The organism is Bacillus sp. X1(2014) (genome assembly GCF_007678255.1).
Genome location: NZ_VEED01000002.1, coordinates 73,590 through 87,842, shown reverse-complemented (window position 1 = coordinate 87,842; position 14,253 = coordinate 73,590). Strand labels below are relative to the sequence as shown.

Genomic DNA, 14,253 nt, shown 5'->3' with positions numbered 1-14,253 from the left:
TATACTATCTTTTTGCTAAAAGTTTGATAAATCAATAGTCAGGCTAGTTAAGCAGCATTGCATACTATTTCCAACCAAGGAAATAATTGATGCAAGAGACTTGTTTTTCTATAAACATTTCCATTATCCTATTGATAGGAAGAAAAAGTAATATAAACGACTTTAAAAGTCATCTAGGAGTGAAAATTTTTTGCAATCAAAGTCCGCTTTACCAATTTTATTTATTGTAATGTTCTTGGTTATGGTGGGATTTGGAATTATCATTCCAGTTTTACCATTCTATGCCGAAGAAATTGGGGCGAACCCAACTGAACTAGGTTTACTTATGGCGGTATATTCGCTCATGCAGCTCATTTTCGCTCCATTGTGGGGACAAGTTTCCGACCGAATTGGGCGAAAGCCAGTGATGATGATTGGAATTGCTGGACTTGGTATTTCCTTTCTTATTCAAGCATTGTCGACAGAGCTTTGGATGTTATTTGCTGCAAGAATTATAGGTGGGATTCTTTCCTCCGCTAATATGCCTACCGCAATGGCCTATGTTGCCGATATCACCACTGAAGAGAATCGCGGCAAAGGAATGGGGATTATCGGTGCAGCAACGGGCTTGGGCTTTGTTTTCGGTCCAGCAATCGGTGGTATATTCTCAAAATTTAGCTTGAATATGCCCTTTTATCTTGCTTGTGGTTCATCTTTCATCACTTTGATTCTTGTTTTCCTTTTGCTCAAAGAATCAAAACAGAAAAACGAAGCGGTTACGAAAAAAAAGCCCTCATTTTGGAAGGCGCTTAGCGGAGCAGTTACCGTACTATATCTAGTGCAATTATTAATTTCTTTATCCCTTTCTGGTTTGGAAGCAACCTTTGCCTACTTTGCTGCTAAAAAGGCAGATTTGGATGCCACTCAACTGGGGTATATTTTTATGATCATGGGATTTGGAAGTGCAATTGTTCAGGGTGGTCTAGTGGGGAGATTGACAAAGAAATACGGGGAGAGGATGGTTATCCAGTCGGGTATCATTGTTTCTGCGCTTGGATTTGCTTTGATTTTGTGGGTGAATAGTTTTGCCACTGCAGCCCTTTTTCTAACCATATTTGGTTTAGGAAATGGAGTTATTCGTCCAAGTGTCTCTTCTCTAATTACGAAAACGTCAAGCGCAGGATATGGAAGTTCAACTGGCCTACTATCTTCTTTTGACTCTCTTGGCAGAATTATTGGTCCTCCACTTGGAGGATGGTTGTTTTCACTGGCCATCGGGCTCCCTTATATATCTGGTGCGATTTTTTCCATAGCTGCATTTATTCTATTTCTACTCTTTCGACCGCAAATCGCTTCTGTAAAATCAACAAATATACAAAACTAAACAATAGGTATATGTTTTTAGGACATGCATAAAATGGGTTACGAGGATGTAAGTGAAAAAGGAGCCCAGTTTATGAAATTAAAAACCCTAATTAGTATTTTTTGCTTATTGGTCACCTTAGGTTTTGCAGCGTATCTTGATTCACCTTACTCATTTATTAATAAAGACGTAACTTATTCAGCTGACCAACCTGTGATGGCACAGCCTGTTGAAGTTGAGCCTTCAAGGGATGTTCCAGTTTTGGAGGAAAAACTAGAAAAAATCGAAAAGGTAGATGGCTATATCGTAGAAACGTACCAGGAGTACGAGGTTTACAAAGACAAAGATGGTAATGTATTAAAAAGTGAGCCGACAGGTAAAATCGACACTCTACAATATTGGAATGACCAAGAACAACATTAAGACCGCTGACAAAGCGGTCATTTTTATGTAGTCCGATGATTCGCTTTAAGCAGGTCTTCTCGACTACCTTCCTTCCGGTACCTTGTTTGCTGATTTCATATGGGCAAATGAAAAGTTTGCCATGGTTTGAATATCGCTGTATTTTGACTGTTTATCGGTTTTCATGACAACCGAGATGATTTCCTTATTTCCTTGTTTCAAATATTCCAAAAGTGTATGTTGAGCTGCATTTGTAAACCCTGGTTTACCAGTAATCGAGTACGGGATCCTTTGAAACTTAAATAGATTTCTAATTGTTTTTTCTTTCTTGTTTGTTTTAATCATTGTCGTTCGTGTATTCATAACCTTTAGGACATTGGGATGTTTAATTGCTTCTTTCGTGATGATAGCCATATCATAGGGGGATGTATAATGGTTTGGATCATGAAGCCCATTTGGTGTAACAAAATGAGTATTTTTAAGGCCCCATTTCTTGACCTTCTGATTCATAAGCTCGGCGAATCCTTCTTCGCTTCCAGCTACGTTCTCAGCAATTGTTACGGCGACATCATTTGCACTTAACAGTAAAAGAGCTTTCATTGCGTCTTGCTTCGATAGTATCTCGCCTGCTGTAAGCCCCAAACAAAGGCATTCTTGATTTGCCGCATGAGAACTAACCTTTAACAATTCCCCTTCTTTCATTTGTTCATCCAAAATTGTGGCCGTTAATACTTTAGTCATACTCGCAGGATACGCTTTTGAATGAGCATTTTTACTGTAAAGAATCTCGCCTGTCATTGCGTCTATGGCAACACCAAATTCACCCACAATATTGGGGGTCTCTGTCTCATTAGCACTGACCCTATTCGATACGATTCCAACAATAAGAAAAAGCACTAACAATGGTGTTATAACGATCTTCCTGATGTCAGACATATTGTATGTACCTCCATTTTTCACCCATTAACTACTTGCATTTATTTTGTTCCATTTTTAGCAAAAGTAGCAAACAAAAAAAGCTGATAGCGTATAGCCATCAGCTCGAAAAATACAAGTAATTAAAAAACTCAGAGAAAGTTTTAAATGAGGAGCTGCTCATTTTTGAGGATTCATTTTCGAAGATTTTGTGATGCTATCCGTTTCTTATTTCATTTTTCCATAAATTTTCTCCGCATAACTGCCAAAACGTACATTCGTATTTTTTCTTCTTTGTTCCATTATTTTTTCAAACTGAAGCTGTTTTCGTGTTAATTTTTCTTGTAACCTGTTGATTTCATCGTCATCTGTGGCAGCAGAAATCAGATCATTTAGGGTAATCAATTCTTTCCGTAAATCTACTTGATCTGAAATGAATCCAGCATTCTTAAGCATACGGTACCCCATTTTCATTTCGGCGTTCATCCCTGGCAGATCATCTTTCAGATCCAATGGTTTACCCATCCCAGGTAGATTTTCGAACTCACCATTTTTAATCGCTTCTTTTATTTTATCTTCAGCTATTCTTGAGAATAAGTCCATTGACACCCCTCCTTATTATTTTCTATTTTAAACTATTTGGATGTAAAATGGTAAAACATAAAATAGAAATCCTATTATTGGTCTAATTATTGCATATTCCAGATTTTTCGTTGGACGAATGGATAGGATGAGAGTATAGTAGTCTCCATCAGTCTTGTATTATAGGAGGACTATTATGTTCGGTATAACTTTACCGCAATCTTTTTTACAGATGAATACCATTTTTATTTCAATCTTAATTGAAGCTCTGCCATTCGTGACTCTTGGTGTATTAATATCAGGAATCATTCAAATCTTTGTTACTGAAGAAATGATCGCAAAAATCATGCCTAAAAATAAAGTTTTAGCTGTAATCTTTGCCAGTTTCCTAGGTATCTTATTTCCTTCGTGTGAATGTGGGATTGTTCCAATTGTTAGCAGACTTGTTTCAAAAGGGGTCCCGATCTCCGCGGGCATAGCCTTTATGCTGACTGCGCCGATTATCAATCCAGTAGTCTTATTTGCAACGTTTATTGCATTCGGGAGTGATTGGAAGATGGCGTTTTATCGCGCGATTGGTGCCATCTTTGTTGCTCTTATCGTTGGAATTTTGATTGCTTTTCGATTTAAGGGCAGCCCTTTTAAGGAACATATCCATCATCACCATTCAGATGGAAAAGCGACACCATTTTTTAAGAAAATCTGGCAGACCTTGGAACATGCTGTGGAAGAATTCTTCTCCATGGGTAAGTATTTAATTATTGGTTCACTAATCGCAGCAGCTGTTCAAACATATATTAAGACATCGACGCTAGTGTCGATCGGTCAGGGCCAAGCATCATCCTCGATCGTGATGATGGGTCTTTCTTTTATTCTTTCTCTTTGCTCCGAAGCTGATGCTTTTATTGCCTCGTCTTTTAGAACAACCTTTTCAACTGGTTCATTATTAGCCTTTCTTGTGTTTGGGCCAATGGTCGATATTAAAAATCTAATGATGATGCTGGCAACATTTAAAAAGCGGCTCGTATTTATGATTGTATCATCTGTGTTCGTTGTTGTTTTTGTTTACTCTTTACTGTTTTAAGGAGTTGGAACTATGATAAGAAGTTTAATATTAATTGGGTTTACTTATTTAATTTTTCAAATGCATCTTACCGGGGATATTAATAAATATATCAACATGAAATACTCTTATCTTTCTGCCACTGCTGGTTATGCGTTACTTGTGTTAACAATCGTTCAAATTTGTATGCTTAGCAAAAGTGAGTCAAAAGAAGCATCTTGTGACCATGATCATTGTGGGCATAATCATTCGAAAGAAAACAAATGGTATAAAAAGCTATTTATATATCCGATATTCGCCTTTCCAATCATTTCAGGCTTATTTTTTCCAATTGCAACCCTTGATTCAAATATTGTAAAAGCAAAAGGATTCCATTTTCCTATTTATGATGAAGGAAAAGGAGACTCCTTTATGCAGCAGCAATTTTTGCGTCCAGATACGAGTGTGTATTATGGAAAAGAAGATTATGATATGTTAATGAATAAAGAAAAGAAAAAGTACGTAAACAAAGAAACGATCATTTTAAATGATAAAAATTATTTAAAAGGGATGGAAACAATTTACAACTTCCCTGGTGATTTTCTTGGTAAAGAAATTGAGTTTAAAGGGTTCGTGTTTAATGATTCGGAAACAGTCAATAAAAACCAGCTCTTTGTCTTCAGATTTGGTGTCATTCATTGTATTGCTGATTCTGGTGTCTTTGGAATGATGGTTGAAATGCCAGATGGCACGAAATTGAAAAACGATGAATGGGTCACCGTCAAGGGGAAAATATCAACCATTTATTATCAGCCTTTTAAAACAAACATACCTTACTTAAAGGTCGAAGATTGGTCAACTACTTCTGCTCCAAAAGAAGAATATGTTTTTAGAGGATATTAATGAGAGCCACCGAATTTTCGGTGGCTCTTTCTGTTGATACCTTTTCTGTTTCTGATTTATTTCATAGACTTCAGCGGAAATTCGTGAAAAACAGGTACAAACCTAAAGCCTGTCTTAGCTGTGATACATATACATACAGTACAAAATCACAAGAGGGATAGATGGAATGGAGGGATAGATGCGGATGAAAAAGGTGGAGGTAAAGTTGTCTCATGGTTCATTTCATGAAATTCTAGCTTTCGAAAGGAGAAAATATATTCAATGGTTTGGTTAACGATAGCTTCCTTCTTATTCACCCTAATATTTATTTTTTGGAGACCCCGAGGTATTAATGAAGCAATCCCGGCTATGATTGGTGCGATAGTTGTCATCTTAAGTGGAAGTGTTACATTATCTGACCTCGGTCTAATTGCGGAAACCATCAGTGGTGCTGCGATTACCATAATGGCGACAATTGTAATGGCGATTGTCTTAGAGAGTTTCGGGTTCTTTAATTGGATGGCAGAAAAGCTTGCTGAAAAAGCAAAAGGGTCCGGTATTCGATTATTCTGGTATGTCAATCTATTGTGTTTTTTAATGACACTCTTTTTTAATAACGACGGAAGTATTTTAATTACAACACCAATATTAGTTATACTGCTAAACAATATGGGCTTAAAAAACTACCAAAAAATTCCTTATTTGCTTTCTGGTGCATTAATTGCGACCGCTTCAAGTGCGCCAATTGGGGTAAGTAATATTGTCAATCTAATCGCCCTAAAAATCGTCCACATGAGTTTGTACTTGCATACGGCGATGATGTTTGTGCCTGCAACTTTGGGTTTACTTTTACTGACTTGGCTTTTGTTTCTTCGCTTCAAAAAGGTCTTGCCAAAAACGATCCCTACTAAGGTAACTGGGCTTTCACACTCTTCTTATAATCCACTTAAGCCAAGTTCACTGAAACATGCTTCTGAGAAAGCCCGATCTAGATTTATGAGAAACGTTCTCCTATTTGTCTTTGCGGTTCGTGTCAGCCTCTTTGTCGCATCGTTTCTGTCTATCCCAGTTTCGCTTATGGCAGTTTTTGGCTCCCTTGTCCTTTTAGGTTGGAGATGGGCATATTTAAAAATACCTCCAACAGATATGGTGAAAAAAACACCGTGGTATATCCTCGTTTTCGCTTTTAGTATGTATGTGATTATATACGGTCTAAATAATATCGGTTTAACAGACTGGTTAATCCAATTCATGCGTCCAATGGTATCAGGAAGCCTGCTTAATGCCAGTGTATTAATGGGTGTCTTGTTATCCGTTCTTTCGAACATATTTAATAATCACCCTGCCCTAATGGTTGGCACACTAACTTTAACAAATATGGATCTCCCTCTCCTCAGTTTAAAAATATCCTATCTTGCCAATGTCATAGGAAGTGATATGGGATCATTACTACTACCAATGGGAACGCTGGCCACGTTAATGTGGATGAATATTGTAAGGAAAGGAAAAGTCATGATTAGTTGGTGGCAGTATATGAAAATAACCTTCGTTGTTATCCCACCAGCTACCTTGTTTACCTTAGTAGTTCTATATTATTGGGTTTCTTGGCTTTTTGGTGGAACACTTCAGAACTAAAAAATGATTTTAATAACAGATAGAAAGGTGTTATTCAGTTGAGCCAAAAAATGGGCACAAAGAAAAATCCATCCTGTTTTGTCCGACGAGGTTGGATTAATCATTCACTACTTTAGTTGTTTTTTAGACCGTGTCTTCAGCTCACGGTCTTTTTTTATGAGACTTACTACTTATTATAAATATATGTATTTTCCTCATTTTTGTTCTATATTGTAAAAATTTTCATTAATACGTTAAACCTTACTGTTTGAGATGTAATGGATGTAATCATTCAAAGGTTCTCATCAAATTCTAATCTTTTTATTATTAATTTCCTAATTTTTCAGGTAGATAATTTAATTTAAATTGAGGTGGTTTTTTGAGTAATTAAATTATACATTAAGTGGTGCTTGCATTGGCAAATATAGGGCTTAGTGGTACAATAGCGATTATTTTCATTTCATTAATTTTGTTCAGGCCAAAAATACTCCCTAACCTTGGTCGTGCAGCTGGTACTTTTCATAAGAAAGTAAAAATTAAATATAAAAAATATATTGATAACATGGAGAAAGAATAGTTCTCAGATAACCAAGAGTAACGCCTTATGATTACTCTTGGTTTTTTTGTGTCTTCACTTTAAAATATATTGGACCTGTACTAAACACACCTCAATAGCAATAAAATATTTACAACAATACTTTACAAAAGGTTAACATCCAATCAACTATTTCTTAGTATTTACTGGATAAAATGTAACTATAGCAATTCCTAATCAATGGTTCATTTTAATAAGTAATTTTCAAATTGGGAGGTAGTTGTATGAATAATTTTCTAAATATTCTGTTTCTAATCTATATCTCAGTAGCCTTTATTCGGATTTTTTATTACTCTTTTTTTAAATCAAAATCAAATAGACATTGAAAGGTTATTTTGCGATTGATGTATCTGTTCATTTAGTGACCTTCACCTAAATTTCCGCACCTTTGCCATATCCATACCTTATACCCACTGACTAATAAACAAAAAAGAAACCCTTTTGGGTCTCTTTGCTTGAAAACTTACTATGTTGTTCTAAACTAATAAGAACATGTCCTCAAATACTTCATTCCAATTCTTTGATTTAGCAAGTTTCTTTCGCCTGCTTATAAGAAGCTCATCATTTATAGTGCCTTCTAATTGTTCGCATATCTTAATAAATTGGTTCGTATTATTGGTATCTAAATGAGCATAAATAGATTCCTCAGCATATTTTTTCGTAGAGGGCAAATGCATGCCAAGTACCGACTTCCCCGCTGCCAAAAATTCAAATAACTTTAATGGAAAGACAGCTTGATTATATTGAGATGATTTGTATGGCATGATTCCAATATCAATTAAGTTCATATATTTGGGGACATCGCAAGGTGCGACACTGCCAGTCCATAAAACATTCCTCTCAGTTAATAATTCTTTAAATTTTGGATGATCATTCGTACCATCTGGACCAACAAATAGAAAAAGCCACTCTCGTTTTTTTTGTGCTGCCTCCTTTATCAAATCAAAATCCAGTTTCGGTTTAATTCCCCCGATAAATCCTAAAACCGTACCATTAAAATGATTAGGTATAACATCCTCCATTTGTATTAAATTGTTCGCAAATAAGTCAAATTCTACCCCATTTTCAAAGGTGAACACCTTTTCCTTCGAACCTAACTTTTCTACTACTCTTGTACTTAGATATTCAGAGGTACATGTGATCTTATCTGCCCTTTGTATTATTCGATTTTCTGCTCTAGATATGATGTTCCTTCTAAAATTTGCTATGATTGAGTTTTTCCCATTGATCGGAGATGTCCATAAATCACTGCAATCATAAATAACTGTATTCCAAGAAAAGCTGTCTGAAAGTAAGGGGAATCCAGGAAAAGTATACCATAAATTAACAGTATACTTTTCCTGAGCTTCTTTTAAATATTGAAATAATGGCTGCAGCTTAGTTTTATGAAATTGATCAATATAGCGCCCAAACCGAAACACTTTATGTGGTAATACATCTTGAATCGTCCATTGTTTTATTCCATTTGACAATGTAGTGTACGGCTCCTTTTTTTGTGTCGGCGTCGGACATAACCAGATGACCTCTTTTGTTTCAGGATGATTCTGTAGGAATTCAGCAAGCCGATGTCTTCGGTACCGTAACTGGTCCTGTGTCCACTCCCCTGTTGCCACCATGATATGGATACTCTTCATTTGTCCCATCCCTTTTTATATTCTTTTTAGTACAGCATGAAAGGCATAATGTGAAAAACACCAAAAAGCTCTGATTACATTTAGGTTTTCAACTTTGCGATACACAAACCAATTCATCTTTGCTGCTTTCCACTTGTTTCTTGAAATAGATGGATTTCCTATTCGGTACTCCGCTAAATTTTCATTTAATCCGTATGCATTGATTCCTTTTTTTAATATGGAAAGCCAGGTAGCTAAATCCTGTCTTGTTCGTATGTTAGGCATCTGAATATTGCCTACTAGCTGCCGATCAATCATGACTGTTAGGCATCCAATAATCGTATTCTTTAACATATCATCGTACGAAATTTCCGCAGGGGCAGGTATCTGTTTGTTCAACAATACTCCCTCATTTGTTATAAGTTCGTAACGGGTAAATGTAAAAGCATAGTTGTTAGTTTGCATGAAAGAAAGCTGTTTTTGTAATTTTTCTGGTTTCCAGCAATCATCACTATCAAGAAATGCCACATATCTGCCCTTTGCATGCTGTAAAGCTGTGTTTCGGGCAACAGCAGCCCCGCCATTCTGATTTAAATAGATGACATGTATTCTTTCATCTTCTTCTTTAATACGCTCTAAAATATAAGGTGTATGATCAGAAGAACAATCATCGACAATAATCATTTCCCAGTTTTGATAGGTTTGCTTTCTTACAGAAGTGATTGTCTGCTCGATAAATAAACTTGCATTATATGAAGGTGTTATTATCGAGATCAGTGGCTGCTGTGGACTCATAAAATAACCTCCTATTCAAATGACTGTTCCTTGGAAATGACGGGAAAAACGATCCATAGAAAGCTTAATGTTACGCCCAATAATATCCCTAATACTGCTCTTTCCTTTGAGTTGAAGGCTCTATTTTCAGTATCAAGTGCATTAAAATCAGCAGGTTTTAATATTTCTGCATGTCTTATGTCGTCGTTAGCAGTCTTAAGTTCATATAAGAAACGTTGCTGGTCTACTTTTGCATCAGGGCCTACTTTTTCATTCTTTATTGCATCGATAGATTCTTGAATGATTTCTTGTTTTTTTTGGAACCTCTTTTTATCGACGTTCATAAAGGCATCTGTAATCTCCTTAAGAACCTGGACAGTGCTTTCCTCTGAATCACCTGTATAAGAAAGATTAATCGTGTTATCCGGTCCTGCCGTTACATGGAAATTTGTACTAAATTCCTCAAACTTTTCTTCCCAGAGAGATGTCCGATGTTCTTCATAAAAAGGTGCGTTTGTTAACAAACTGATCACACGTTTAGGATCATTTAACTCAGGATTCTTATAGTTTCCTAAGGATATCGATGTTTCTAATGTATAACTTGATTTCTCTTGTCCCACGGGAAGAAGCCATCCAATTACACCCAGCAATATGGTAGTTGCTAATAATATTAAGAAGTATTTGTTCATTCTTTCTTTTAAACGTTGAATCATATGTCCCATTTGAACCTTGCTCCTTAGTAGGATTTTTCTTGTTGATGTTGATTTTTTGTGTCTTTAAGCACAGAAACCGTCGAAATAACTAATCCTAGAAATACCCAATGAAAAAATAGATTACTAATAGAGCTCGGACTGATACTCGAAACAGCAAATCCAATTAGCCCCAACATACACGCTTCAAGTAATCCTTTTTGGTTTCTATTTCTTCCAACTCTATAAAATTTATAAAGACGTATGAAAAGATAGGCATACATAGTAATGTAACCAAGTAAAATACCAATTCCGAAATTACCCATAATTTCCGCAAGCCAATTATGAACTTCTACAACATTATTAGTTGGATAGATGGATTCGTTTTTTAAATAGAATGAGATATTGCCTGCTCCCACCCCGAATCCGAAGCTATCTAATATGTAGTGAAGGGTATTCTTCAGTAAATTTAATCTTGCTATATTAGATGGAAGCATTCCGTTACTAAGATTAATGGTTGAAGCGTTAAACAAATCGACTAACTTGCCGAAAAATACAATCGTACTCAATAGAAATACGGTTGATCCGATAATAACGGCTATTTTCTTTAAAAATCTCGGAAGAAGGATAAACATATAAACAAGTAATCCAATCATTACACCGAGCAAACTTGCCCGTGATTCTGTCAAATAAATGAGATACACACAAATAATGGCCAGAAGTAAACTGGTTGTTTTCAAAAATACATATTTACTATTCTTTGTTAAAGATAGATAAAAAAAGAAAGATATAGTAAGAAATGTGGCAAAATCATTCTGATTAAAGAAAACAGATGTTGGAAATGACAGCTTATACTCAGGACCTCCATATAAAGTTGAGGTAGGCAGCTGGATGTGAGCAAAATGATTGATCAATCCAATCACCATTAAAAAGACTGTCATAAACATCCAGATTCCATAAAACAAGAACAAACTAGTCATTTTTCTAAAGGTAAAGACGGCCAAAAAGACAAACGTTATTCCCATACCCAAAAGAATTAACGACTTAATACCCTCTATAATTGATTTTGCCCAAAGTAGTGATACCGATCCATAAGCCATCCAAAACAGTAGAAAAAGCATTATCCCTTTTACATTTACTTGATTCCAAAATTGAGGAAGATTCCTTTCTTTCATTGCATGAAACAAAAAGACTATAACTGCTGCGATCAGAACCAAGCGATACAAAAATATGCTAAAAAATCCAACATGAATGTTTAGAACTGATTGATTCAGAAATGTTGTCATGACTAATAAATACATAATGGTGGGAAATTGCGGTTTATTAATAACTTTTATTCTTACAAGCAATGTAAAAATGATAATCATCCATAACCCAAGAAAAATCATCATTTCTATCTGCATTTCAACAAGTGAATAGGCAATGGCAAATCCTACTAAGAGAAAAGCTGACACACCTGTTGCTGGTTTAACTAGTGGATTACTTTGCATCAAACTTCCTTCTCCTTTTTCAAATTAACCATTTAGTGATAGTGGTTGTTTATCCTTTGAGAACCGCAGGGTCTCATGTAAACCTTCGTAAAGACTGATAGACGGCTCCCAATTTAGTATTGCTTTTGTTTCTTCATTGGCAAGAATACTATGTCGAATATCGCCTGAACGTTCTTGTTTATAGATTGGGTACAGATTGGAACCAGCAGCTTCTTTCATCGTTTCAAACAACTCATTAATAGAAATGCATGTGCCAGATGACACTTGAACACAGATATTTTCCTTTGCATGAAGTGCTTTTACATTTGCAGCTGCCACATCTTTAACAAAAATAAAATCTCTCGTTTGCTCTCCATCTCCATAAATAATTGGTGCTCTGTTTTCGGTAAGTTGATTTGAAAAAATAGCTACAACTCCCCCTTCACCCTTTGCATCTTGTCTTGGTCCATATACATTGCTGTAGCGCAAAATACTATATGGCAGTTGAAACAGTTCACAAGACATTTTTAAATAATTTTCAACAGATAACTTTGTAAGTCCATATGGTGATTCCGGCTGAGTTGGGTGTGAAATGGTAACAGGTAATGAAACTGGGTTTCCATACACCGCTGCAGACGAAGCAAATACAAATCTTTTCACCTTTGATTCAATCGCTGCTTTTATAATGTGCAGCGATCCCTTAATATTTACTTTTTCATCAAATAGAAAGTCCTTAACAGACTCAGCCACACTTACTTGAGCCGCTTGGTGAATAATATAATCTGGACTAAGAGAAACAATTAATTCAATGACACTAGGATGGGTAATGTCGTGGTTATATACTTCAATAGGTAAGTGATCGATGTTTTCTTGTCTACCTGTAGAAAAATTATCAATCACTGTGACAATGAAATCATTTTGAAGTAATTCCTCTACTATATGGGAGCCAATAAATCCCGCACCGCCAGTCACTATTACTCTTCTCATCAGAAAAACCTCCTATATTGCCTTTGATTTAATAGATTTTGATTGGATGGCTGGTCTTCCAACGGAAAGGTACGTAAATCCATATTGTTTCATCAACTCTAAGTCAAAGAGATTTCGGCCATCCACCATCAGAGGCTGATTCATTAATTGCTTTACTAAAGGTAAATCTAATGTTTTTACATCCTGCCAATCAGTTAAGATCATGCAAGCATCTGTATCCCGAATGGTTTCATATATATCCTCTGAATAGGTGCACTGATATCCGATCTGTTTTTTTGCTTCTACGATCGCGATTGGATCATATGCCTTAACGACAGCACCCTGCTCTGTTAAGTAAGGAATAATATCCAAAGCAGGAGAAGAACGAATATCATCGGTATCTGGTTTAAACGCTAATCCTAGAACACTAATGGTTTTTCCATTTAAGGAACCTAATGCGCGTATCAATTTTTTCACCAGCTGAACCCTTTGCCCTTCGTTTGTATCAATCACTGCTTTGATTAATTTGAAATTGTAGCCACAATCCTCCGCAATGTGCAGAAGTGCAGCGGTATCTTTAGGAAAACAGGATCCGCCAAATCCAACTCCTGCCTGTAAAAATTTATTGCCAATCCTGCTGTCTAGACCAATGCCTGCGGACACTTTTGTAACGTCAGCTCCAACCCGTTCGCAAATATTCGCTATATCATTAATAAAAGAAATCTTAGTAGCCAAAAATGCATTGGCAGCATATTTAATGATTTCCGCTGTTTCTATCGAGGCTTTTACTATATTTGCTGTGAAGGGCTGATGAATTTCTGCAATTATTTGATAAGCTTTTTCGCTTGTAGTGCCAATGACTGCGCGCTCCATATTCATCGTATCCTTAATCGCTGTACCTTCTCTTAAAAATTCAGGATTGGAGACGACGTCAAAAAGATGGTTTCCGTTGTCGTATTCTTTAATCAAGGATTCTATTAATTTTCCAGTACCGACGGGAACTGTGCTTTTGGTGACAATTACTTTGTAACCATTTAAATTTTCACCAATCGATTTAGCAACTTGCTTTATATACGTTAAGTCAGCTTTACCTGATGATGTCATTGGTGTCCCGACTGCAATAAAAATGACATCAGCAACCTGGATTTCTTTATTGATATTAGCGCTAAATGTAAGTGTTCCTTTCCGGACATTTTTGAGGACCAGTTCTTTTAATCCTGGCTCATAAATTGGCATGATTCCCTTTATGAGATCATTAATTTTCAATTGATCAATATCACAACAAGTAACCTGATTGCCTGAATCAGCAAAACATGTACCTGAAACGAGGCCAACATAACCAGTTCCAATAACAGCTATTTTTTTCAT

Annotated in this window: 14 protein-coding genes; 6 read left to right on the top strand and 8 right to left on the bottom strand. The window is 36.0% G+C overall.

Features of this window, described 5'->3' with window-relative positions:
* Window positions 1–190 precede the first annotated feature (190 nt).
* Together FS608_RS04330 and FS608_RS04325 are read left to right on the top strand one after the other, a co-directional pair.
* Entirely contained in the window at window positions 191–1,363 is a 1,173-nt protein-coding gene (locus FS608_RS04330) for an MFS transporter (protein WP_144548053.1), read from the top strand.
* Window positions 1,364–1,435: 72 nt separating this feature from the next.
* Entirely contained in the window at window positions 1,436–1,765 is a 330-nt protein-coding gene (locus FS608_RS04325; protein WP_144548052.1) for a hypothetical protein, read from the top strand.
* A gap of 63 nt (window positions 1,766–1,828) precedes the next feature.
* On the opposite strand, the gene FS608_RS04320 is transcribed toward FS608_RS04325, so the two are convergent.
* Both FS608_RS04320 and FS608_RS04315 read right to left on the bottom strand, forming a co-directional pair.
* Window positions 1,829–2,680 (bottom strand): D-alanyl-D-alanine carboxypeptidase family protein, encoded by an 852-nt coding sequence (locus FS608_RS04320; RefSeq protein WP_144548051.1) that lies wholly within the window; start codon window positions 2,678–2,680, stop codon window positions 1,829–1,831.
* Window positions 2,681–2,887: 207 nt separating this feature from the next.
* Window positions 2,888–3,262 (bottom strand): DnaJ family domain-containing protein, encoded by a 375-nt coding sequence (locus FS608_RS04315; RefSeq protein WP_144548050.1) that lies wholly within the window; start codon window positions 3,260–3,262, stop codon window positions 2,888–2,890.
* A gap of 175 nt (window positions 3,263–3,437) precedes the next feature.
* Here FS608_RS04315 and FS608_RS04310 point away from each other — a divergent pair, with 175 nt between their 5' ends.
* The 4 genes from FS608_RS04310 to FS608_RS04295 all read left to right on the top strand — a co-directional run bounded on the left by FS608_RS04310 (window position 3,438) and on the right by FS608_RS04295 (window position 7,356).
* Window positions 3,438–4,325 (top strand): permease, encoded by an 888-nt coding sequence (locus FS608_RS04310; RefSeq protein WP_144548049.1) that lies wholly within the window; start codon window positions 3,438–3,440, stop codon window positions 4,323–4,325.
* A gap of 12 nt (window positions 4,326–4,337) precedes the next feature.
* Complete coding sequence (locus FS608_RS04305) at window positions 4,338–5,186, top strand: TIGR03943 family putative permease subunit (protein WP_144548048.1); 849 nt, start codon at window positions 4,338–4,340, stop codon at window positions 5,184–5,186.
* A gap of 261 nt (window positions 5,187–5,447) precedes the next feature.
* Window positions 5,448–6,800 (top strand): arsenic transporter, encoded by a 1,353-nt coding sequence (locus FS608_RS04300; RefSeq protein WP_144548047.1) that lies wholly within the window; start codon window positions 5,448–5,450, stop codon window positions 6,798–6,800.
* A gap of 385 nt (window positions 6,801–7,185) precedes the next feature.
* Window positions 7,186–7,356, top strand: coding sequence for a twin-arginine translocase TatA/TatE family subunit (locus FS608_RS04295; RefSeq protein WP_222127302.1), 171 nt, complete (start codon window positions 7,186–7,188; stop codon window positions 7,354–7,356).
* A 494-nt stretch (window positions 7,357–7,850) separates the two neighbouring features.
* Here FS608_RS04295 and tuaH read toward each other — a convergent pair whose 3' ends face one another.
* Genes tuaH through tuaD form a run of 6 tightly spaced genes read right to left on the bottom strand, consistent with a single transcriptional unit; the run spans window position 7,851 to window position 14,253 of the window.
* Entirely contained in the window at window positions 7,851–9,017 is a 1,167-nt protein-coding gene (gene tuaH / locus FS608_RS04290) for a teichuronic acid biosynthesis protein TuaH (protein ID WP_144548045.1), read from the bottom strand.
* 6 nt (window positions 9,018–9,023) lie between these two features.
* Window positions 9,024–9,782 (bottom strand): teichuronic acid biosynthesis protein TuaG, encoded by a 759-nt coding sequence (tuaG, locus tag FS608_RS04285; RefSeq protein WP_144548044.1) that lies wholly within the window; start codon window positions 9,780–9,782, stop codon window positions 9,024–9,026.
* A gap of 11 nt (window positions 9,783–9,793) precedes the next feature.
* The gene (locus tag FS608_RS04280) at window positions 9,794–10,483 is read right to left on the bottom strand and encodes a hypothetical protein (RefSeq protein ID WP_186328600.1); all 690 of its coding nucleotides are present in this window, start codon (window positions 10,481–10,483) and stop codon (window positions 9,794–9,796) included.
* A gap of 14 nt (window positions 10,484–10,497) precedes the next feature.
* Complete coding sequence (gene tuaE, locus FS608_RS04275; protein ID WP_144548600.1) at window positions 10,498–11,940, bottom strand: teichuronic acid biosynthesis protein TuaE; 1,443 nt, start codon at window positions 11,938–11,940, stop codon at window positions 10,498–10,500.
* Between the two features lie 24 nt (window positions 11,941–11,964).
* Entirely contained in the window at window positions 11,965–12,906 is a 942-nt protein-coding gene (locus tag FS608_RS04270; protein WP_144548042.1) for an NAD-dependent epimerase/dehydratase family protein, read from the bottom strand.
* A gap of 12 nt (window positions 12,907–12,918) precedes the next feature.
* Window positions 12,919–14,253, bottom strand: a complete 1,335-nt coding sequence (gene tuaD / locus FS608_RS04265; RefSeq protein ID WP_144548041.1) for a UDP-glucose 6-dehydrogenase TuaD — start codon at window positions 14,251–14,253, stop codon at window positions 12,919–12,921.

Bases quoted from the DNA above. Each gene is read 5' to 3' on its own strand.
- FS608_RS04325 (WP_144548052.1), top strand. From the start codon at position 1,436: ATGAAATTAAAAACCCTAATTAGTATTTTTTGCTTATTGGTCACCTTA.
- FS608_RS04320 (WP_144548051.1), bottom strand. From the start codon at position 2,680: ATGTCTGACATCAGGAAGATCGTTATAACACCATTGTTAGTGCTTTTT.
- FS608_RS04315 (WP_144548050.1), bottom strand. From the start codon at position 3,262: ATGGACTTATTCTCAAGAATAGCTGAAGATAAAATAAAAGAAGCGATT.
- FS608_RS04310 (WP_144548049.1), top strand. From the start codon at position 3,438: ATGTTCGGTATAACTTTACCGCAATCTTTTTTACAGATGAATACCATT.
- FS608_RS04305 (WP_144548048.1), top strand. From the start codon at position 4,338: ATGATAAGAAGTTTAATATTAATTGGGTTTACTTATTTAATTTTTCAA.
- FS608_RS04300 (WP_144548047.1), top strand. From the start codon at position 5,448: ATGGTTTGGTTAACGATAGCTTCCTTCTTATTCACCCTAATATTTATT.
- tuaH (WP_144548045.1), bottom strand. From the start codon at position 9,017: ATGGGACAAATGAAGAGTATCCATATCATGGTGGCAACAGGGGAGTGG.
- tuaG (WP_144548044.1), bottom strand. From the start codon at position 9,782: ATGAGTCCACAGCAGCCACTGATCTCGATAATAACACCTTCATATAAT.
- FS608_RS04280 (WP_186328600.1), bottom strand. From the start codon at position 10,483: ATGGGACATATGATTCAACGTTTAAAAGAAAGAATGAACAAATACTTC.
- tuaE (WP_144548600.1), bottom strand. From the start codon at position 11,940: ATGCAAAGTAATCCACTAGTTAAACCAGCAACAGGTGTGTCAGCTTTT.
- FS608_RS04270 (WP_144548042.1), bottom strand. From the start codon at position 12,906: ATGAGAAGAGTAATAGTGACTGGCGGTGCGGGATTTATTGGCTCCCAT.
- tuaD (WP_144548041.1), bottom strand. From the start codon at position 14,253: ATGAAAAAAATAGCTGTTATTGGAACTGGTTATGTTGGCCTCGTTTCA.